The organism is Geodermatophilus obscurus, from assembly GCF_900115395.1.
Lineage (GTDB): Bacteria > Actinomycetota > Actinomycetes > Mycobacteriales > Geodermatophilaceae > Geodermatophilus > Geodermatophilus obscurus_B.
Genome location: NZ_FOWE01000006.1, coordinates 68,649 through 88,190, shown reverse-complemented (window position 1 = coordinate 88,190; position 19,542 = coordinate 68,649). Strand labels below are relative to the sequence as shown.

Annotated in this window: 20 protein-coding genes; 8 read left to right on the top strand and 12 right to left on the bottom strand. The window is 77.4% G+C overall.

The annotated features are described in order from the left end of the window. The first annotated feature begins 43 nt into the window (after positions 1 to 43). Positions 44 to 409, top strand: a complete 366-nt coding sequence (locus tag BM165_RS12980) for a hypothetical protein (RefSeq protein WP_075014209.1) — start codon at positions 44 to 46, stop codon at positions 407 to 409. After that, positions 402 to 836, top strand: coding sequence for a hypothetical protein (locus tag BM165_RS12975; RefSeq protein ID WP_075013969.1), 435 nt, complete (start codon positions 402 to 404; stop codon positions 834 to 836). Before BM165_RS12980 ends, BM165_RS12975 begins: the two co-directional genes overlap by 8 nt. A 4-nt stretch (positions 837 to 840) precedes the next feature. Here the strand turns inward: BM165_RS12975 and BM165_RS12970 are convergent, their stop codons facing one another. After that, positions 841 to 1,704, bottom strand: coding sequence for a hypothetical protein (locus BM165_RS12970; RefSeq protein ID WP_075013968.1), 864 nt, complete (start codon positions 1,702 to 1,704; stop codon positions 841 to 843). Positions 1,705 to 1,913: 209 nt separating this feature from the next. On the opposite strand from BM165_RS12970, the gene BM165_RS12965 reads away from it, so the two are divergent. Beyond that, positions 1,914 to 4,175, top strand: a complete 2,262-nt coding sequence (locus BM165_RS12965) for a GAF domain-containing SpoIIE family protein phosphatase (protein WP_075013967.1) — start codon at positions 1,914 to 1,916, stop codon at positions 4,173 to 4,175. Between the two features lie 76 nt (positions 4,176 to 4,251). Here the strand turns inward: BM165_RS12965 and BM165_RS12960 are convergent, their stop codons facing one another. Next, a complete protein-coding gene (locus BM165_RS12960) occupies positions 4,252 to 4,758 on the bottom strand; it encodes a flavin reductase family protein (RefSeq protein ID WP_244274209.1) in 507 nt (168 codons plus the stop codon). Beyond that, positions 4,755 to 5,699 (bottom strand): hydroxymethylglutaryl-CoA lyase, encoded by a 945-nt coding sequence (locus BM165_RS12955; RefSeq protein WP_075014207.1) that lies wholly within the window; start codon positions 5,697 to 5,699, stop codon positions 4,755 to 4,757. Before BM165_RS12955 ends, BM165_RS12960 begins: the two co-directional genes overlap by 4 nt. Positions 5,700 to 5,827: 128 nt before the next feature. Between BM165_RS12955 and BM165_RS12950 the strand changes: the two genes are divergently transcribed. Beyond that, entirely contained in the window at positions 5,828 to 6,721 is an 894-nt protein-coding gene (locus BM165_RS12950; protein ID WP_075013966.1) for a sensor domain-containing diguanylate cyclase, read from the top strand. A 17-nt stretch (positions 6,722 to 6,738) separates the two neighbouring features. Here BM165_RS12950 and BM165_RS12945 read toward each other — a convergent pair whose 3' ends face one another. The 8 genes from BM165_RS12945 to BM165_RS12910 all read right to left on the bottom strand — a co-directional run bounded on the left by BM165_RS12945 (position 6,739) and on the right by BM165_RS12910 (position 14,358). Beyond that, the gene (locus BM165_RS12945) at positions 6,739 to 7,371 is read right to left on the bottom strand and encodes a hypothetical protein (RefSeq protein ID WP_075013965.1); all 633 of its coding nucleotides are present in this window, start codon (positions 7,369 to 7,371) and stop codon (positions 6,739 to 6,741) included. 53 nt (positions 7,372 to 7,424) lie between these two features. Next, positions 7,425 to 8,516: a M20 family metallopeptidase gene (locus BM165_RS12940; protein ID WP_075013964.1), complete on the bottom strand. Its 1,092-nt coding sequence runs from the start codon at positions 8,514 to 8,516 to the stop codon at positions 7,425 to 7,427. Beyond that, positions 8,513 to 10,147, bottom strand: coding sequence for a phosphoglucomutase (alpha-D-glucose-1,6-bisphosphate-dependent) (gene pgm, locus BM165_RS12935; RefSeq protein ID WP_075013963.1), 1,635 nt, complete (start codon positions 10,145 to 10,147; stop codon positions 8,513 to 8,515). Before pgm ends, BM165_RS12940 begins: the two co-directional genes overlap by 4 nt. Before the next feature lie 28 nt (positions 10,148 to 10,175). Then, positions 10,176 to 11,891: a 5,6-dimethylbenzimidazole synthase gene (bluB, locus tag BM165_RS12930; protein WP_075013962.1), complete on the bottom strand. Its 1,716-nt coding sequence runs from the start codon at positions 11,889 to 11,891 to the stop codon at positions 10,176 to 10,178. After that, positions 11,888 to 12,184, bottom strand: coding sequence for a hypothetical protein (locus BM165_RS12925; RefSeq protein ID WP_208976731.1), 297 nt, complete (start codon positions 12,182 to 12,184; stop codon positions 11,888 to 11,890). Before BM165_RS12925 ends, bluB begins: the two co-directional genes overlap by 4 nt. Before the next feature lie 17 nt (positions 12,185 to 12,201). Further along, positions 12,202 to 12,597: a VOC family protein gene (locus tag BM165_RS12920; RefSeq protein ID WP_075013960.1), complete on the bottom strand. Its 396-nt coding sequence runs from the start codon at positions 12,595 to 12,597 to the stop codon at positions 12,202 to 12,204. Beyond that, positions 12,594 to 13,433 (bottom strand): AraC family transcriptional regulator, encoded by an 840-nt coding sequence (locus tag BM165_RS12915; RefSeq protein ID WP_075013959.1) that lies wholly within the window; start codon positions 13,431 to 13,433, stop codon positions 12,594 to 12,596. Before BM165_RS12915 ends, BM165_RS12920 begins: the two co-directional genes overlap by 4 nt. A gap of 76 nt (positions 13,434 to 13,509) precedes the next feature. Continuing rightward, on the bottom strand, positions 13,510 to 14,358 hold the full coding sequence (locus tag BM165_RS12910; RefSeq protein WP_075013958.1) for an alpha/beta fold hydrolase: 849 nt from the start codon (positions 14,356 to 14,358) through the stop codon (positions 13,510 to 13,512). Positions 14,359 to 14,429: 71 nt separating this feature from the next. Between BM165_RS12910 and BM165_RS12905 the strand changes: the two genes are divergently transcribed. After that, entirely contained in the window at positions 14,430 to 16,145 is a 1,716-nt protein-coding gene (locus BM165_RS12905; protein ID WP_075013957.1) for a DEAD/DEAH box helicase, read from the top strand. A 169-nt stretch (positions 16,146 to 16,314) separates the two neighbouring features. Then, positions 16,315 to 16,689: a hypothetical protein gene (locus tag BM165_RS12900; RefSeq protein WP_075014206.1), complete on the top strand. Its 375-nt coding sequence runs from the start codon at positions 16,315 to 16,317 to the stop codon at positions 16,687 to 16,689. Positions 16,690 to 16,692: 3 nt separating this feature from the next. Here BM165_RS12900 and BM165_RS12895 read toward each other — a convergent pair whose 3' ends face one another. Further along, positions 16,693 to 17,520 carry an alpha/beta fold hydrolase gene (locus BM165_RS12895; RefSeq protein ID WP_075013956.1) on the bottom strand — a complete coding sequence of 276 codons (828 nt, stop codon included), beginning with the start codon at positions 17,518 to 17,520 and terminating at the stop codon, positions 16,693 to 16,695. Between the two features lie 56 nt (positions 17,521 to 17,576). Here BM165_RS12895 and BM165_RS12890 point away from each other — a divergent pair, with 56 nt between their 5' ends. Both BM165_RS12890 and BM165_RS12885 read left to right on the top strand, forming a co-directional pair. After that, on the top strand, positions 17,577 to 18,923 hold the full coding sequence (locus BM165_RS12890) for a DNA polymerase IV (protein WP_075013955.1): 1,347 nt from the start codon (positions 17,577 to 17,579) through the stop codon (positions 18,921 to 18,923). Between the two features lie 24 nt (positions 18,924 to 18,947). Next, entirely contained in the window at positions 18,948 to 19,538 is a 591-nt protein-coding gene (locus BM165_RS12885; protein WP_075013954.1) for a class I SAM-dependent methyltransferase, read from the top strand. Positions 19,539 to 19,542: the final 4 nt, after the last annotated feature.

Sequence of the window (19,542 nt, the reverse complement as noted above, 5' to 3'; positions counted from 1 at the left end):
ACCTGCGACCGGCTCGCACGCGGGAGGCGCGATCATGGGGGCGATGAACGACACCCTCGTCTGGTCGGCCACGGCGGTCGCCGTCGTCGTCGCGCTCGCCGGGCTGGCCTCGACGCTCGCCCGGCGGCGGATCGGTCTCGTCCACCTGGCCGCGGCGGCGGTGCTGGAGGTCCTCCTGCTCGTGCAGGCCGTCGTCGCCGGGGCGGCGCTGGCCGGCGGGGAGCGGCCGCCGGAGACGGCGACCTTCCTCGGCTACCTCGGCGGCGCGGTGCTGCTGCCGGTCGCCGGGGTGCTGTGGTCACGCACCGAGCCCAGCCGCTGGGCCGGCACCGTGCTCGCCGTCGCCGCCCTCGTCACCCTGGTGATGGTCTGGCGGCTGGTCCAGCTGTGGGAGGCCCCGGGTGCCTGAGCCGGCCGCGACGGCACCGGGCGGGACGGCGGCCGGCCCCGGCCGGGTGCTGGTCGCCGTGTACGCGGTGTTCGCGCTGGCCGCCGGCGCCCGCGCGGCCGTGCAGCTGGCCACCCGGTTCGACGAGGCGCCCGTGGCCTACCTGCTGTCGGCGCTGGCCGCGGCCGTGTACGTGGTCGCCACCGTGGCGCTGGCGCGTGGTGGGCGCCGCGTGGCGCTGGTGGCGATCGTCGTCGAGCTGGTCGGCGTGCTCGTCGTCGGCGTCCTGTCACTGGTGGACCGGGCGGCGTTCCCCGACGAGACGGTGTGGTCGGCCTTCGGCCGCGGCTACGGCTTCGTGCCGCTCGTGCTGCCGGTGCTGGGCCTGCTGTGGCTGCGGCACCTGGGCCGGACGGCGCCCGGGACCCCGGCGGGCCCCGGGCGCTGAGCGGTCAGAAGTCCCCGCCGCCGCCGAAGTCGCCGCCGCCGAGATCGCCGCCGCCGAAGTCGCCCCCGGCGTCGTAGCCGTTGTCGGCCCCGCCGGCGAAGTCGCCCCCGGGGTCGCCGCCGTACCCGCCGTCGGCCGCGGCGTAGTCGCCCCCACCGCCGTCACCGACCGCGTCGCCGCCGTCGGCACCCGCGCCGTCCTGGTAGCCCTCGGCGTAGGCCTCCTCGTCGCCGCCGCCGAACAGGCCGCCGTCGCCGAGGCCGGTGTCGAACAGCGCGTCGGCCACCGCCGTGCCGACGACCAGGCCGCCGATGGTGCCCAGCAGGCTGCCGCCGATCGCGCCGCCGATGCCCATTCCGCCCATGCCCATGCCGCCCATCCGCGGGCCGTAGCCACCGCCGTAGCCCCCGCCGTAGCCGGGGCCGTAGCCGGGGCCGGGCCCGTAGCCCGGGCCGGCGCCGTACCCCGGGCCGTAGCCGCCGCCGAAGGTGCGCTCGAGGGTGCCGGGCTGGCGCAGCTCGGCACGGGTCGCCACCCGCGCCAGGGTCTGCGCGTCGTCGGAGCGGGGCCGCTCCGACGCCGGCACGGCCGCGGCGAGCTGGGTGAGCACCTCCTGCCGCTGCTGCGGGCTGAGCTGGCCGAAGGCCTCCGCGTGCGCCTGCTCGATCTGGTCCGGCGGCGCGGTCCGCAGCAGGTAGCGGTAGCGCTCGACGGCCTGCTGGTCGGTGAGCGGTGCGCGCTCCCCGGACGCCGGGCGCGCGGTCTGCGGTGCCGGGGGCGGCGGGGGAGGTGCGTACCCGTCGTAGCCGCTGTACGGCGCGGGCTCCGGCGCGCGGCGGCGCCCGAGGAGCCGGTCGAGCAGTCCCATGTCGTCTCCCTCCCGAGAACGTCCCCGGAGGGGTGCCCGCGGGGGAGCCGGGCACACCTGACGACCGCGGTCCCCCGGACGGACGGCGGCACGGGCGTCCGGCCTGCGGCTCCGGTTAGATTCGTTGCGTGCGATCGGGAGGCGAGCCACCACCGCCGCGGCCGGGGCCGCCCTCCGGCACCGGCGTCCCACCGGAGGCGCGGGCAGCCGTGGCCGGCGCGGCGGACGGCGAGCGCCAGGCCGGCCTCGTCACCGCCGCCAGCGCGCTCGTCTCCCGGCCCGGCGAGGGCCATACCTCCAGCACTGCCCTGCCCGCCGTCCTGGCCGACGTCCCGGTGGCCGTGCTGCTCATCGACCAGAAGACCGGCGCGGTCACCTACGCCAACACCGCGGCCGTGGAGATGGCCGGCAACGTGCGGCTGCCGGTCGACATCGACACCTGGGGCGCCTCGGCCGGCCTGACCGACCTCGCCGGCGCGCCGCTGGCGCGCACCAGCGGCCCCCTCTCGGTGGTGGCCCAGGGCCAGCCGGTCACGGGCGAGGCGGTCCGCCTGCTCCCGGGCCGCAGCACCGACCGTGACCGCGCCCGGGACCACGACGGCGCCCCCGACCGGCTGCTGTGGGTGACCGGCTTCCCGCTCTCCCAGCCGGGCAACTCCGAACAGCTCTCCCTCGTCGTCCTGCTCGAGGTGGAGAGCGTCGGGGGCCGGAGCGACGCCGACACCGAGCTGCAGGCGCTGCGCGAGCGGGCCGTCGTCGCCACCGACATCGCCTTCGCCATCACCGACCCGCGCCAGGAGGACGACCCGCTGGTCTGGGTCAACCCGTCCTTCTCGCGCATCACCGGCTACTCCTACGAGGAGTCGGTGGGCCGCAACTGCCGCTTCCTGCAGGGCCCGAGCACCGACCCGGCCGTCGTGGCGACGCTGCGCGAGGCGCTGGAGGCCCAGGAGGCCGTCACCGTCACGCTGCTCAACCACCGCCGCGACGGCACCGCCTTCTGGAACCAGGTCGCCATCAGCCCGGTCTTCGACGGTGAGGGAGAGCTGGTCAGCTTCGTCGGCGTGCAGACCGACGTCACCGAGCGGGTGCGGGTGGAGGCCGAGCGCGAGGCCGCGTTCGCCGCCGAACGCACCGCCCGGGAGGAGGCCGAGCTGGCCCGCGCGGTCGCCGAGCAGGCCCGCTCCGACGCCGAGCAGGCCCAGCGCGAGGCCGAGAACGCCCAGGGCCGGCTGGCGCTCATGGCCGAGGCGACCAGCTCGCTCATCGCCACGCTCGACGTCGGCGACCTGCTCGACCGGCTCGCCACCCTGTGCGTGCCCCAGCTGGCCGACTGGGTCGTCGTCACCCTCGTCGACCCCTCCGGCGAGGTCCGCGAGCTGGTCTCCCGCGACCGGGAGCGCGGCCGCACCGAGCTGCGCCGCTACGACGCCGGGCACGCGCTGCGGCTGCCCGCCGGCTCCCCGAGCCAGCGCAGCATCACCGCCGCCCGGTCGGTGCTGGTGGAGCGGCTGCCCGAGCACCTCGACGCGTCGATCGCCTCACCGGTGGCGCAGGAGATCGCCGGGAGGCTCGGTGCGGCGTCGTCGCTGAGCGTGCCGCTGGTCGCCCGCCGCCGGACCCGCGGCGCGATCACGCTCGTGCGCACCTCGCCCGGGCGTCCCTTCACCCCTGACGACGTCGGGCTGACCGAGGACCTCGCCCGCCGCGCGGCGCTGGTCATGGACAACGTGCGGCTCTACCAGCAGGAGCACGCCGTCGCCGACACCCTGCAGCGCTCGCTGCTGCCCGAGCTGCCGGAGATCACCGGGCTGGAGGCCGCGGCGCACTACGTCAGCGCGTCGACCGCCGCCGACGTCGGCGGCGACTTCTACGACCTCCTGCAGCTGCCCGACGGCTCGGTGGGGATGGTCGTGGGCGACGTCGTCGGCCACGACGTCGCCGCGGCCGCGGCCATGGGCCAGTTGCGCGGGCTCATCCGCGCCTGCCTGTGGGACGCGCCCGACCCGGACCCGGGCACCGTGCTGACCCGCGTCGACCGCCTGGTCCAGGGCCTGCGGGTGGCCTCGATGGCGACGATGGCCTACGTCCGCGCCGTCCCCCCGTCCCGGCCCGGCGGGCCGTGGCAGGCCCAGGTGGGCATCGCGGGGCACCCGCCGCTGGTGCTGCGCACCCCCGACGGCCGGGTGCGGTCGGTCGACGGCGTCACGGGGCTGCTGGTCGGCGTCGACGCCGACGCCCGACGGGACGTGCTGGACCTGGAGCTGCCGGTCGGGTCCACGCTGATCGGCTACACCGACGGCCTGGTCGAGACGCCGGGGTCCGACCTCGACCAGGGCATCGAGGCGCTGGTGGAGCGGCTGTCGGCCACGCCGGTCAGGGCCTCGCCGCGGCAGCTGTGCGACGCCGCCGTCAGCGGCACCCTCGACGGCCGGGACGACGTCGCCCTGATCGCCGTCCGCTTCTGCTGACGCGAGGCAGCCGCTGCCTGGCGAGGCATGGGAAGCGATGCGCACGTCCTGGCGTCCAGGACGTGCGCATCGCTTCCTATGCCCGGTCGGCGGCGGCCTCCGCGCGGCCGTAGGCGCCGCGGTGGAACAGCAGCGGGCGCCGGTCGGGGTCGGCGCCGAGGTCGAGCACCCGCGCGGCGACGATCGTGTGGTCGCCGCCGTCGTACTCGGCCCACAGCGTGCAGTCGATCCACGCGACGACGCCGTCGAGCACCGGGGAGCCGTGCCGGCTGGGCCCCCAGGAGACGCCGGCGAACCTGTCGGTGCCGGAGCGGGCGAAGGCCGCCGAGAGGTCGGACTGGTCCTCGGCGAGGACGTTGACGCAGAACCGGCCGACGTCGCGCAGCCGCGGCCAGGTCGTCGACGTGCGCGCCGGGGCGATGGCGACCAGCGGCGGGTCCAGCGACAGCGAGCTGAACGACTGACAGGTGAAGCCCAGCGGCCCCTGCCCGCCGTCGGCGGTCACCACGGTGACGCCGGAGGCGAAGTGACCGAGCACGTCGCGCATCAGGCGCGGGTCGATCACCTCGACCGGATCGGTCACGCGGGGCTCCCGGCCGCGGCGCGCGGCACCGACCGGCCACCGGCGCGGAACAGCGAGCTGGGCAGCTCGTGGCCGACGGCCTGCTCGGTCACGCGCGCGGCGGCCAGCAGCGCGTCGAGGTCGATGCCGGTGCGCACGTCGGCGTCCTCGAGCCAGTAGACGAGCTCCTCGGTCGCGATGTTGCCGCTCGCGCCCGGGGCGAAGGGGCAGCCGCCGAGGCCGCCGACGGACGCGTCGAGCTGGGTGACGCCGGCCTGCACGGCGGCCAGCGCGTTGGCCTGCCCGGTGCCGCGGGTGTCGTGGAAGTGCACGGCCACCGGCGTGCCGGGGCAGGCGCGGCGGACGGCGTGGAGCAGCCGCACGACCCGGGCCGGCGTCGTCGTGCCGATGGTGTCGCCCAGGCACAGCGCGTCGGCGCCGGCGGTGACCGCGGCGCGGCAGACGTCGACGGTGCGGGCGATCGGCGTCCGGCCGTCGAAGGGGCAGTCCCAGGCGGTGGCGACGACGACCTCCAGCGACCCGCCGACGCCGTGCGCGAGCCCGGCGACCTCGCCGACGCCGGCCAGCGCCTCGGCGGTCGAGCGGCCGGCGTTGGCGCGGCTGTGCCCGTCGGTGGCGGACACGACGAGCTCCAGGTCGGCGATCCCGGCGTCGACGGCCCGGACGGCGCCCCGCGGGTTGGCCACCAGCGCCGACCAGTGCACGCCGGGCCAGCGGGACAGCTCGGCGGCGACGCGGTCGGCGTCGGCCAGCGCGGGGACCGCCTTCGGCGAGACGAACGAGGTGACCTCGATGCGGCGCACCCCCGTGGCGACCAGCGCGTCGAGCATCGCCAGCTTGCCCTCCAGCGGGACCGGCGCCTCCAGTTGCAGGCCGTCGCGCATGCCGACCTCACGGACGTCGACCGCGGTCGGCAGCACGAGGTCGAAGTCCGCCGTCATGATCGTCTCCCTGTCCACCGAGCCCCGGAGGGTCCATCCTGCCCCGACGTGGGGTTCCACGTGGAACCGGCTGGGAACAACCCGGTCACACGCCACATCGACCGGGGGGAGGAGACAGGAGGTGGTCCGTGGACGACGCCGATGCCGTGGGCACGGTGGTGGAGGGGCCCGACCTGGGCAGCGCCTTCACCAACTCGCCGATGGGCGTCGCGCTCTGCCGGCCGGGCGGGGAGCTGATCGCGGCCAACCGCGCGCTGGGTGAGCTGCTCGGGCGTCCGCCCACGGAGCTCGCGGGGACGTCGCTGCTGGACGTCACCCACCCCGACGACGTCGCCGCCGTCGTGACCGTGCGGCGCGCGCTGGAGGAGAGCCGCAGCCGCGCGCGCTACGAGTGCCGGCTCCTGCGCCCCGACGACACCGAGGTCGCGGTGCAGGTGACGTCGTCGTGGGTCGAGGGCTCACCGGGCGGGTCCCCGCCCCACCTGGTCACGGTGGTCGAGGACGTCACCGACCGCAAGGAGCTGGAGGCCCGGCTGCTGCACCTGTCGGTGCACGACCCGCTCACGGGGCTGCCGAACCGGCTGCTGTTCCGCGACCGGCTGCGCCACGCGCTCGAGCGCGGGCACCGCGAGCACACGCCCACGTGCGTGCTGGTCCTCGACCTCGACGGCTTCAAGGCCGTCAACGACCGGCACGGGCACCCGACCGGCGACGCCGTCCTGGTGACGGTGGCCGACCGGCTGGCCTCGGTGCTGCGGGCCAGCGACACGGCGGCGCGGCTCGGCGGCGACGAGTTCGCCGTCGTCTGCGAGAACACCGAGCGCACCGACGCCGAGCACCTGGCCACCCGGCTGCGCGAGGCGATCACGGGCACCCTGACGCTGGGGCCGACGACGGTGCGGGTCGGGCTGAGCATCGGCATCGGGTCGGTCGACGGCGGCAGCGACCCCGAGCAGGCGCAGGAGGCGGTGGTCCGGGAGGCCGACGCGGCCATGTACGCCGACAAGGCCCGCCGGCGCTGACCCTCCCCGTCGGCGGGTCAGCGGGCGGCGGCCCAGCCGACGGTCGCGGGGAGCCGGGCGAAGACGGCGGTGAGCACCGGCAGGGGAAGGGCGAGGACCAGGAAGACGGCCAGCCCGATGACGTCGGAGCCGTCGGCCGTGCCCGCACCGACCGCCAGCGCCAGGAAGAGGACGGCCACCGACGCCAGCGCCGCGGCGACCACCAGCGTGGGGGAGTGCCGGTTGAGCAGCCGGACGCCGCCGGCGATCAGGACGGCGCCGCACGGCAGCCCGAGCATGAGCACCACGCTGACGGCGTCGTCCTCCCCGCTGAGGACGGCGACGGTGAGGACCAGGGACACCAGCAGGCTCAGGCCGCCGGTGACGATGCCGAGCACGCCCGCGGCGGTGGCCACGCCCGGGCGCCCGGGCCCGGCCGGCCACGTCGGCGGTGCGAGCGGGAGGCCCCAGCCGTACCCCGGCGGCGGGCCGTACCCGGGCGGGCCGTACGAGGCCGGGCCGTACCCGGGCGGGGCGTACGAGGGCGGCACCGTGCCGGGCGGCGGCCCGTGGGGCGCCGGCCCGGCGGAAGCAGGGGACGCGCCGTACGGCGGGACGGCGGACCCGGGTGGGACGGCGTCCCACTCCTGCTCGTACGGCTGACCGGTCATGCCTCCAGTCTGCCGACGTGCCCGCGCCGGCCGGGTCCCCGGGGCCGTGTCGCTCACCCGGAGGGGAGGGCTCCCCAGCGCGCGAGGACGTCGGCGAACGCCGCGGCGGCCTGGTCGACCTCGGCGAGCTCCACGTACTCGTCGACCGCGTGCATCACCGCCGGTGTCCCGGGGCCCCACACCACGATCGGGGCGCCGCCCACCACCTGCCGCAGCACGGAGGCGTCGGTGAAGTAGGTGGCCGGCGTGGGCAGCACCGGTGCCGGCAGCGTGGCCACCCACGGGTCGCCGGCGGGGGTGACGACGGGCGGCAGGTCGACGCGCACCTCGACGTCGGCGACCTCGGGCTGCGCCTGCCACCAGCGCAGCAGGTCCCGGCCGTCGGCGACGGTGCGCATGTCGACGACGACCTCCGCCCGGTCGGGGACGACGTTGGGCACCGTGCCGCCGCTCACCACGCCGGGGTTCCAGGTCTCGGTGCCGAGGAAGGGGTCGGTGCGCAGCGGCAGGCCCGGGCCGGTGCGGGCGAGCAGCGCCGCGAGGTCGAGGACGGCGTTGTGCCCGAGCTCGGGCGTGCTGCCGTGCGCGGACCGGCCGGCGGTGCGGACGGCCAGCCACAGCGCGCCCTTGTGGCCGAGGACGACCCGGTTGCCGGTGGCCTCGGGGACGACGACCGCGCCCACCGGCAGGTCGGCGACGGCGGCGGCCGCGGCGGCCGCACCCTGCGAGCCGATCTCCTCGTCGCTGGTGAGCAGCAGGGCGGCCGGCGTCCGCGGGTCGGCGGCGGCGAGCGCGGTGACGGCGGCGACCACCCCGGCCTCCATGTCGCTGGCGCCGCGCCCCCACACCCGGCCGGCGTCGAGGTCGCCGCCGAACGGGTCGCGCTGCCAGGCGCCGGGGTCGGGCACCGGGACGGTGTCGACGTGGCAGGCGAACAGCAGCCTCCGGCGGCCGGGGTCGGCCGGGGTGCGCAGCAGCGTCCACGGGTGGTCGGGGTCGTCGCCGGCGGTCACCTGCAGGTGCGGCGCCCGCTCCCGCAGCACGTCGGTGAGCAGGCCGAGGACGTCGCGCTGCGCCGCGGCGTCGCCGGAGACGGTGCGGCGCCGCACCAGCTCCTGCAGCAGCCCGGCGGTGTCCGGCGTCATGCGCCCAGCGCGGCGCCCACCACCGCGCGGGCCTCCTCTTGCACCCGCGCGAGGTGGTCGGGGCCGCGGAAGGACTCGGCGTAGACCTTGTAGACGTCCTCGGTGCCCGAGGGGCGGGCGGCGAACCAGGCGTTCTCCGTGGTCACCTTCAGCCCGCCGATCGACGCGCCGTTGCCCGGTGCCGAGGTGAGCTTGGCGGTGATCGGCTCGCCGGCCAGCTCGGTGGCGGCGACGTCGGACGGCGACAGCCTCCCCAGCGCCGCCTTCTGCTCGCGGGTGGCCGGGGCGTCGACTCGCGCGTAGGCCGACTCGCCGTAGCGGCCGGTCAGCTCGGCGTGCAGCTGCGACGGCGAACTGCCGGTCACCGCCTGGATCTCGCTGGCCAGCAGCGCCAGCAGGATGCCGTCCTTGTCCGTGGTCCACACGCTCCCGTCGCGGCGCAGGAACGAGGCGCCGGCCGACTCCTCGCCGCCGAACCCGACGGTGCCGTCGAGCAGGCCGGGGACGAACCACTTGAACCCGACCGGCACCTCCACCAGCCGCCGCCCGAGCCCCTCGACCACCCGGTCGACCAGCGACGAGGACACCAGCGTCTTGCCGACGGCGACGTCCCCGGCCCACTCCGGGCGGTGCGCGAACAGGTAGGAGATCGCCACGGCGAGGAAGTGGTTGGGGTTCATCAGGCCGGCGTCGGGGGTGACGATGCCGTGCCGGTCGGCGTCGGCGTCGTTGCCGGTCGCGATGGCGTAGTCGGCCCGCTTCCCGATGAGCGAGGCCATGGCCGACGGCGACGAGCAGTCCATGCGGATCTTCCCGTCCCAGTCCAGGGTCATGAACCGCCACGTCGGGTCGACCAGCGGGTTGACCACGGTGAGGTCGAGGCGGTGCCGTTCGGCGATCGCGGCCCAGTAGTCGACCGCGGCGCCACCGAGCGGGTCGGCGCCGATGTGCACCCCGGCGTCGCGGACGGCGTCGAGGTCGAGGACGGCGGGCAGGTCGTCGACGTAGGCGCCCAGGAAGTCGTGGCGCTGCACGGCGGCGTGGGCGCGGGCGAAGGGCATCCGCCGGACGCCGTCGAGCCCGGCCGCGAGCAGCTCGTTGGCCCGGTCGGCGATGACCTTCGTCGCGTCGGTGTCGGCCGGACCGCCGTTCGGCGGGTTGTACTTGAAGCCGCCGTCGCGGGGCGGGTTGTGCGACGGGGTGACGACGATGCCGTCGGCGAGGCCGCTGCTCCTGCCCCGGTTGGCCGCGAGGATGGCGTGACTGACCGCCGGGGTCGGCGTGTACCGGCCGGCGGCGTCGACCAGGACGGTCACGTCGTTGGCGGCCAGCACCTCCAGCGCGCCGGCCCAGGCCGGCTCGGACAGGGCGTGGGTGTCGCGGCCGAGGAACAGCGGCCCGTCGTACCCCTGCTGCGCCCGGTACTCGCAGATCGCCTGCGTGGTGGCGAGGATGTGCGCCTCGTTGAACGCGGTGTCGAAGGAGGACCCGCGGTGCCCCGAGGTGCCGAACGCCACCCGCTGCGACGGCTCCGCCGGATCGGGCACCAGCGTGTAGTAGGCGGTCACCAGCGAGGCGACGTCCACCAGGTCGGCGAGGGAGGCCGGCTGGCCGGCACGGGGATCGGTCACGACGCCGATCCTGGCCGCTCGGCGGGGGTCAGTCCACGCGGGCGGTGGTGCGCCGGACCCGCAGCCCGTCGAGCAGCAGCCCGGCGGCCAGCGCGGCGCCGGCGCCCTCGCCGGCGCGCAGCCGCAGGTCCAGCAGCGGCTCGAGGCCCAGCGCCTGCAGCACGAGGCCGTGGCCGCGCTCGCGGCTGCGCTGCCCGGCCACCAGGCACGCCTGCACGCCCGGCTCGAGCAGGACCGCGGCCAGGGCGGCCACCGAGACGGCGAACCCGTCCAGGACCACGGCGCTGCGGACCTCCGCGGCACCGAGGACCACACCGGCCAGCACGGTGAGCTCCGGGCCACCCAGCTCGGCGAGCGCGTCAGCGGGGTCGAGGTCACGGCCCGCGCGGGCGACCGCGGCGGCGACCACGGCCCGCTTGCGGTCGAGGACGTCGCTGTCGGCCCCAGCGCCCAGGCCGGTGACGTCGGCGGGGTCGGCGCCGAGCAGCGCGGCGGCCAGCGCGGCGGCGACGGTGGTGTTGCCGACGCCGACCTCGCCGAGCGCGAGCAGCCCGCCGTGGGCGGCGCCCAGCGCACGGCCGGCGCCCAGCAGGCGGGTCACGTCGTCGGCGGTGAGCGCGGGGGAGGAGGCGAGGTCGCCGCGCGGGCCGGCCGGGCGGGCGCCGACGGTGCCGGGCAGCGGGCCGCCGTCGATCCCGGCGTCGACGACGACGGTCGCCAGCCCCGCCGCCGCCGCGGCCGTGGCGCCGACCGAGGCACCGGCCACGGCCGCGCGGACGACGTCGCGGGTGACGTGCCCGCCGTAGGCGGAGACGCCGAGCGCGGCGACCGGGTGGTCGGCGGCGGCCAGCACGAGCGTGCCGCCGGTGACGTCGCCGCGGCCGAGCGCGACCACGCGGTCCACCGCGCGGTCGAGGACGCCGAGCGACCCGGGCGGGGTGAGCAGCCGGTCGGCCTCGTCGCGGGCACCGACGACGTCCTCCCGGCCCGGCGCGCGCAGGTGCGAGGGGGGTGCGACCGGGCCGCGGTCGTCGGCCGGCCAGCGGTCCTCCACGACGACGGCCTCCAGCGGCAGCCGCCGCGACCAGCCGGCCCGCTCGAGCCCGGGGGCGGGCGGGCGCTCGTCGGGCCAGCCCAGGCACAGCCAGCCGAGCGTCGCGACGCCGTCGGGGAGGCCGACCAGCCCGGCGAGCTCCTCGGGGCGGAACAGCGTCACCCAGCCCATGCCCAGGCCCTCGGCGCGGGCGGCCAGCCACAGGTTCTGGATGGCGGCCGCGCAGGACCACAGGTCGGCGTCGGGGAAGGTGGCGCGGCCGAGCACGCCGGCGGCGGGGGTGCGCCGGTCGCAGCAGACGACGATGCCCAGCGGCGCCTCGCGCACGCCCTCGAGCTGCAGGTCGAGCAGCCGGCGGGCGGCGTCGGGCTCCAGCAGCGCGGCCTGGCGCAGCCGCTCGCGGTCGGTGAGGACGGCGGCGCGGTCGCGGACACCCGCGTCGCGGACGACGACGAACCGCCACGGCTGGCTGTGCCCCACCGACGGTGCCGCGTGCCCGGCGGCCAGCACCCGCCGCAGGACGTCGTCGGGCACCGGGTCGGGGCGGTAGCGGCGCACGTCGCGGCGCGCGGCGACGACGGCGTAGAGGCCCGCGGCGTCGCCGGGCATGGCCCAGGCGGCGGGGTCGCCGGCCCGATCGGCGGCCGAGGTCGGGTCGCCGACGAGCGGGACGGGTCTCGGGTAGCTCACGGGCGGTCCCGCCGCAGCCGGGCGGGCGCGCGCCGGGTCCAGGCCTCCTCCAGCAGGTCGGCGACGGCCGCCTCGTCGGCCGCCGCCAGGTCCACCTGCACGCCCGAGAGCCGCTTCCCCCACCACAGCAGCGAGACCGCGCCGCCCTCGGCCGCGCGCGCCTCCGACTCCCCGACCATGACGTTGAGGATGCCCGGTGCCCACAGCGTGGCGAGCACGGTGGTGCCCAGCCGGAACGACGGGCGGCCGTGGTGGTCGGCCTCGGTCACCCCCGGGAGGGCGAGGGCGAGCACGCGGACCTCCTCCTCCGTCACCGGCGGGGCGCTCCGGGGTAGTCGCCCACGCTCCAGCTGTTCCCCTCGGGGTCGCGCACGGAGAACTCCTTCCCGCCGTGCCCGGGCTCGGTCAGCGGCCGCAGCACCTCGGCCCCGGCGGCCTGCACCCGCGCCCAGACGGCGGCGACGTCGTCGGTGACCAGGTAGGCGCCGCTGGCCCCGGGCCGGACGGGCCAGCCGCCGTCGTCGCGGACGGAGCCGAGCATGACGCCTCCGCCGGGCGGCCAGGCCAGCTCGGCGTGGACGACGAGGTCGCCGTCGCGGACGACGAGGGTCTCGGTGAAGCCGAGGACGTCGACCAGCCAGCGGACGAGGGCGGGGGCGTCGGTGGCGCGGAAGGCGGGCCAGACGGTGGGAGCGGGTGTGGTCATGCCGCCGAGCCTGGTCCCCGGGCCGGGGCGCCGTCTTGGACGAATCCGAACTCCGCGGCCAGCCAGCGCAGCGGGGACAGCCCGGTGAACGCGCGCCAGTCGCGGGTCAGGTGGGCCTGGTCGGCGTAGCCGGTGGCCGCGGCGAGTTCGGCGAGGCCGGGCCGCGGGCGGGTGGCGAGCGCGCGGCGGGCGCGGTCGAAGCGGACCACGCGGGCCGCCTCCTTCGGCGCCAGCCCCGTCTCGGCGCGGAACCGGGCGGTGAGGTGGCGCTCGGACCAGCCGACCCGGCGGGCGACGTCGGCGACCCGCAGCCGCCCGCCCCCGGCGAGGGTGAGCCGCCACGCCTCGGCGACCTCGGGCGCGGTCCCGGCCGGGCGCGTCTCCCGCCGCAGCACGTCCTCGGCGGCGGCGAAGCGCGCGTCCCAGGTCCGCGCCGCCCGGACCCGCTCGACCAGCTCGGTGCCGGCCGGGCCGAGGACGTCGGCGAGGTCGGCGTCGAGGGCCGCCAGCTCCCCGGCGGGGACGCCGAGCAGCCGGCGGGCGCCGAGCGGGGTGAGCGACAGCTGCAGCCCGCTCTGCCGGCCGGGGTGCCGGATCAGCGCCGGGGTGGTGTGCAGGCCGCCGAGCAGCGCGTCGTAGCGGCCGGGCGCCTGCGCGGGGTCGGGGTGGGCGGCGACGTCGAGCGGCTCGTCGAGGGTGACGACGAGCGTGAGGCTGGGGGAGGGCAGGCCGCGGTGGGTGCCCGGCGCGAGGCCCCGCTGCTCGTAGCCGACGGCGGCGGTGACCAGCCCGCGCAGCGCCGGGTGCGGCCGGTGCTGCAGGAACTCGCTGGTCACGCCCTCAGGATGGCACCGGCGCGGTCCCTCCGGGAGGCCGTCGTCGGGTGGACGACGAGCAACTGACGACGGACGCTCAGCCCTCCACGGCGTCGAGGAAGGCGCGCACGGTCCGCAGGAAGACCTCCGGTTGCTCGGAGTGCACCCAGTGCCCGGCGTCCCTGACCTTGACCAGCCGGGTGCGGGGGAAGAGCTCGTCCATGCGCGCCCGGTCGTCGGGGAGCACGTAGGTGCTGTTCGCGCCGGCGATCCAGAGCACCGGCCCCTCGTAGACCGCGCCCGTCGGGGGGTCGGGGAAGCCGCGCAGCTCACCGAGGTCGCGCTCGAGGAGCTCGAGGTTGAGCCGCCACCGCCAGCGGCCCGAGTCGGCGTCGGTGACGGGGCCCTCGCGGACCAGGCTCTGCAGCAGGAAGGACCGCACCATGGTGCTCGGCACCGCCTCGCGCAGCGCCCGGTCGGCGTCCTCGCGGGTGCGCAGCGCCGCCAGGTCCACCGCCCGCATCGCCGCGATGAACGCCCCGAACGGCGAGGCCTCCTCGTCGGGGTCGTCGGTGCGCCCGCCGGTCAGCGGGTACTCCACCGGCGCGATGTCGACGACGACGAGCCCGCGCAGCAGCTCCGGCCGGCGCAGCGCCAGCTGCATCGACACCTTGCCGCCCATCGAGTGCCCGACCAGCGTCACCGGCTCGCCGAGGGACTCCAGCTCCGCGGCGACCAGACCCGCCATGTCGACGTAGTCCACCCGGTCGGTCCACGGTGAGTGCCCGTGGTTGGGCAGGTCCAGCAGCGTCACCCGGTGCCGGTCGGCCAGCCCCTTGGCGATGGTCGTCCAGTTCCGGCCCTGGCCGAACAGGCCGTGGACGAACACCACGTGCGGGCCGGCCTCCCCGACGGTGCGGGACGCCAGCCGCTCGTCGGAGGTCACCCGGCGATTCCACCAGATCCCCGGGCTCCCGCGACCTACCGTGCCCGGGACGACCGCGGGGAGGACCCAGCATGCCCGGACGGCGCCGTGCCGCCACCACCACGAAGCGCCGGACGACGAGACGGCGGAGTGCCGCACGCCGCCCGGCGGTCCCCGACCTGCCCACCGCGGGACCGGGGGAGCGCGTGTGGGTGCTCGCCGTGCCCTTCCGCGCCCCGGCACCCGGCGCCGTCTGGCACGCCGGCCTGCAGGCGCACGTGTGGGTCGGTGCGCAGCTCCCGCCGGCGCTGACGCCCTACGACCCGCCGCCGTACACGTTCGAGCGCTTCCTCGAGGACGAGCTCAACGAGACGCCGCGGCCGCTGCCGGAGGCGCGGGCCCTCGTCCCCCGCGAGGAGCAGTGCACCGGAGCCGAGGCCGTCGTCGCCTCGGCCGCCGCCGGGCACCGGGTGTTCCTGCTCGGTGACGACCCCGGCGTCGGCAAGACCGGCACCGCGGTCATGGCCGCGCGGGAGATCTGCGAGCTGCGCGGCGGGGAGCGCGTCCTCGTCGTCGCCGACCGCCCGGCCGCCATCACCGTCCCGCACTGGACCCGCTCGATCGCCGGCTTCGGTGACGGCGGCCTGCGCTGGTGCGTGACCACCTGGGACCGGCTGGCGAAGGTCGCGGCGCTGTCGTTCGACGTCGTCATCGCCGACGAGGCGCACATGGTCCGGCACACGACGACGCAGCGCTGGAAGCACTGGCGGGCCGTCTCCGGCGCTGCCCGCGCCAAGGAGGCCCCGTTCGTCGTCGCCGCCACCGCTACGCCGGCGCACACCCCGATGGAGCTGCCCTACCTCGCGCCGCAGTTCGCCCAGGTCCACGACGAGCCGCTGCGCGCCTGGGCCGACCTCCCGGCGAAGCTCGCCGAGCACGGGTTCCACGTGGAACGCGGCCGCTACGGCTGGACGTGGACCGAGGACGCCGACGCCCGGCGCGCCGACCTCGGCCGCCTGCAGGGCTGGCTGGCCGGCGGGGACGGTCCGGCCGACCCGCCGGCGACGCTGCACCGCCCGGCACCGTGGGGGCCGGTGTCGGTCACCGGCACGCCGGTCGCGCTCACCCCGGCGGAGCGGGCGGCCTACGAGTCGGAGTGGCAGGAGTTCCGCGCCGAGATGCAGCTGGCCCGCCGCGCGCGGCAGAGCGCCCGCGGCCGCGCCGCGCTGCTGCGGTTCCGCCAGAAGGCCGGGCTGATCCGCGTGCAGGCGACCGTCGACTGGGTGCGGGCGCAGGTCGAGGCGGAGCGGCAGGTGGCGGTGTCGGTGGAGTTCGTCGAGACGGCGGCCGACCCGATCCGCGAGGCGCTGCTCGACTCCGGCGTCGCCGTCGCCTCGATCTACGGCCGCGACCGGTTCGACGTCGAGGCCGAGCGGCTGCGGTTCCAGACCGGCGCGGCGCCGGTGTGCGTGTTCACCGTGACCGCCTCGATCAGCCTGCACGCCGGCGAGCTGCTGCCCTCCGGCGCGACGGCGTCGGCTCCGCCGCGGGTGGGCCTGTTCCACCAGCCGCGGTTCTCCGGCATCCAGGCCCGCCAGGTCACCGGCCGCACCCACCGCGACGGCCAGGTGTCGCCGTGGCGGGTCGCCTTCGCCGCGGACACCGTCGAGGAGCAGGTGGCACGGGTGATGGTCGAGCGGCTGGCCGTCAGCGGGTCGACGGCGGGCGCGGACACCTCCTCGCTGCAGGAGATCGCCGATCTCCTCGACGCCGACTGGCTGCCGCCCGCCGCACTCACCGACGCCTGAGGACGGGGCCGCGGGCGCCCACCAGGAGGTGGGGCTGGTCCGTGGTCGGGCCGCCCCGCAGGGCGGGGTCGTCGAGCGTCGTGACGGTCGCCCCGGCCCGGCGCCGGAGGACCATCCCGGCCTCCGGACGCCCACCCAGGGCGGCCCGCCTGCCGCTACCGTGCCGGCCGTGATCACGGTCGCCGCCGTCGGAGTCGCCCTGCTCGCCGCCCTCGCCGTCTTCCAGCTGGCGCTGGTCGCCGGGGCACCGCTGGGCCCGTTCGCGTGGGGCGGGCAGCACGTCGTCCTGCCCCCGCGGCTGCGCGCCGGCAGCGTGGTGTCCGTCGTCCTGTACGCCCTGTTCGCCCTGCTGATGCTCCAGGCCGCCGGCGCGACCTCCCTGCTACCGGACGGCGTGGCCGGCGTCGGCATCTGGGTCCTCACCGGCTACCTGGCTCTGGGCGTGGCGCTCAACGCGATCTCGCGGAGCCGGCCCGAGCGCCTGGTGATGACGCCCGTGGCCCTCGTGCTCCTCACCGTCTGCCTGGTGCTGGCGCTGGGCTGACGCTCAGCGCAGGAACTCGGTGACCGCCCGTTCCGAGCCCGCCGGGAGCGTGTGGTGCGTGGCCCCGGGCAGCGTCACCACCGCGGCCTGCGGCATGGTCCGCGCGGCGCCGCGGGCCACCTGGCGCGGGTCCTGGGCCCGGCCGTCGCCGGCGGCGACCACGAGGGTCGGCACCGTCAGCGCCGCCAACCGGGCGGCGTCGGGACGGCGGGTGCGCACCGGCGGCGCCGTCGGCAGCTCCGCGCCCGCGGCGGCGACCTCGAGCCACGCGGCGTCGACCGGGCGGCCGCCGGTCTCCCAGCGCACCAGCGACCGCAGCCGCTCGGCCGTGGGCCGGGTGAGCACCGGGACGGCGTGCAGCAGGTAGCCGGGGGAGAAGCCGGCGAAGGTGGTCGTCGGGTCGACCAGCGCCAGCCGGCGGACCCGGCCCGGGCGGTCGAGGGCGAACGTCAGTGCCTGCCACCCGCCGTAGCTGTGCCCGGCCAGGTCGACCGCGTCCAGGCCCAGCCCGTCGAGGACCTGCGCCAGCCACTCGGTGACGTCGTCGGCGCCGGCCACCGGGGTGGTGGCGGGACTGCGGCCGGCGTCGCCGACCGGGTCGAGCACGTGCACCCGGCGGACGGCGGCCAGCAGTCGCACCGCGCCCGCCCAGGCCAGCGCCGTCGCGCCGCCGCCCGGCAGCAGCACCATCGGGGGAGCCGACGGCGCCCCGCTGACGAGCAGGTGGGTGGTGCCGAAGCGCGTGCCCACCTCGCGGGAGGCCACCGGCACCGGCCAGCGGGCGAGGGCCGCGGCGTAGGCGGCGTCGAACTGAGCGCGCCGGTCCCCCACGCCCGGAGCCTGCCGGGTGCGCGACGGCCCGGCAACGGACGGGGAGAATCGGCCCCGTGCGGCGGGAGGCGAGCGTCCTGCACCTGGACCTGGACGCGTTCTTCGCCGCCGTCGAGCAGCGCGACAAGCCGTCCCTGCGCGGCCGGCCGGTCGTCGTCGGCGGCACCGGCGGGCGCGGCGTCGTCGCGACCGCGTCCTACGAGGCGCGCGCGTACGGCGCCCGCTCGGCCATGTCGACGGCGGAGGCCCGGCGCCGCTGCCCGGCCGGGACGGCGTTCCTCGGCGGCCGCTTCGGCGCCTACCGGCGGACGTCGGAGGTGGTCATGGCGCTGCTGCGCGAGCTGTCGCCGCTGGTGGAGCCGGTCAGCATCGACGAGGCCTACGTCGACCTGGCCGCCGGTCCCGGCTCCGACCTCTCCGTCGACGGCGTCACGGAGCTCGCGCGGCGGCTGAAGGCGGACATCGCCGCGGCCACCGGCGGCGTCACCGGCTCGGTCGGCATCGGCAGCTCCAAGCTCATGGCGAAGATCGCCTCCGACCTGGACAAACCCGACGGCCTTGTCGTCGTCCCGCCGGGCTCGGAGCTCGACGTCCTGCACCCCCTGCCGGTGACCCGGCTGGGCGGCGTCGGGCCGGCCACCGCCGAGCGGCTGCGCCAGGTGGGCGTGCGGACGGTGGCCGACCTGGCTGCCAAGTCGCTGACCGACCTGGTCACCCTGGCCGGCCGCGCGCACGGCACCGGGCTGTACCAGCTGGCGCGGGCGGAGGACGAGCGCCCGGTGGTGGCCGAGCGGGAGGCCAAGTCCGTGTCGCAGGAGTCGACCTTCGAGCGCGACCTCACCGACCTGGCCGAGCTCAACCGGCTCATCGACGCGATGGCCGCCCGGGTGGGCGAACGGCTGCGGGACTCGGCGCTGTCGGGGCGGACGGTCACCCTCAAGCTGCGCCGTTACGACTTCACGACCATGACCCGCTCGCAGACCCTGCCCCAGCCCACCGACGACGCGCGGCAGGTCGCCACCACCGCCCGGCGGCTGCTGGCCGAGGCCGGCCACGGCGGCGGCCTGCGGCTGATCGGCGTCGGCGTCTCGGGGCTGTCGCAGTACGCGCAGGGCGACCTGTTCGCCGACGACTCCCCGGTGGAGGAGGAGGCGTCCGGGATCGCCGTCGAGGCCCCGGCCGCGCCCGAGCCGCCGGCCGACCGGCGCTGGTGGCCGGGGCAGGACGTCGTCCACGACGAGCTGGGGCCGGGGTGGGTGTGGGGCCGCGGGCTGGGCCGGGTCACCGTCCGCTTCGAGGGGCCGCTGACCCCGCCCGGGCCGGTGCGGACGCTGGCCGCCGACGACCCCGCGCTGCACCCGGGCGACCCGCCGGACTGGCGGCCGACGACGATGGGCGCATGACGGTGGTCCTGTGACGGTGGTCCTGTGACGGAGCCGAGCGCCTGGGTGCGGATGACGGAGGCCGACCCCGGCCACTCGACCGCGTACGTGCAGCGCTTCCGCGACCTGGCCGCCGGCGGGATGGACATCGTCGGCGAGGCCCGGCTGGTCGACGCGATGCTGCCGCGCGGCGCGCGGGTGCTCGACGCCGGCTGCGGCCCCGGCCGGGTGGGCGGGTACCTGGCGTCGGTGGGGCACGACGTCGTCGGGGTCGACGTCGACCCGGTGCTGATCGCGGCCGCCGAGGAGGACCACCCCGGGCCGCGCTGGCTGGTGGGCGACCTCGCCGAGCTCGAGCTGCCCGACCGGTTCGACGCGGTCGTGTGCGCCGGCAACGTGGTCACCTTCCTGGCGCCGTCGACCCGCGTGGAGGTGCTGCGCCGGTTCCGCACCCACCTGGCCGACGGTGGACGGGCCGTCGTCGGCTTCGGTGCCGGCCGCGACTACGACTTCGCCGTCTTCCTCGCCGACGCCCGCGCCGCCGGGCTCGAGCCGGACCTGCTGCTGTCGAGCTGGCACCTGCACCCGTTCACCGCGGAGTCGGACTTCCTGGTGGCGGTGCTGCGTCCCTCCTGAGCCG

Bases quoted from the DNA above. Each gene is read 5' to 3' on its own strand.
- BM165_RS12905 (WP_075013957.1), top strand. From the start codon at position 14,430: ATGCCCGGACGGCGCCGTGCCGCCACCACCACGAAGCGCCGGACGACG.
- BM165_RS12970 (WP_075013968.1), bottom strand. From the start codon at position 1,704: ATGGGACTGCTCGACCGGCTCCTCGGGCGCCGCCGCGCGCCGGAGCCC.
- BM165_RS12980 (WP_075014209.1), top strand. From the start codon at position 44: ATGAACGACACCCTCGTCTGGTCGGCCACGGCGGTCGCCGTCGTCGTC.
- BM165_RS12945 (WP_075013965.1), bottom strand. From the start codon at position 7,371: ATGACCGGTCAGCCGTACGAGCAGGAGTGGGACGCCGTCCCACCCGGG.
- BM165_RS12955 (WP_075014207.1), bottom strand. From the start codon at position 5,699: ATGACGGCGGACTTCGACCTCGTGCTGCCGACCGCGGTCGACGTCCGT.
- BM165_RS12940 (WP_075013964.1), bottom strand. From the start codon at position 8,516: ATGACGCCGGACACCGCCGGGCTGCTGCAGGAGCTGGTGCGGCGCCGC.
- BM165_RS12920 (WP_075013960.1), bottom strand. From the start codon at position 12,597: ATGACCACACCCGCTCCCACCGTCTGGCCCGCCTTCCGCGCCACCGAC.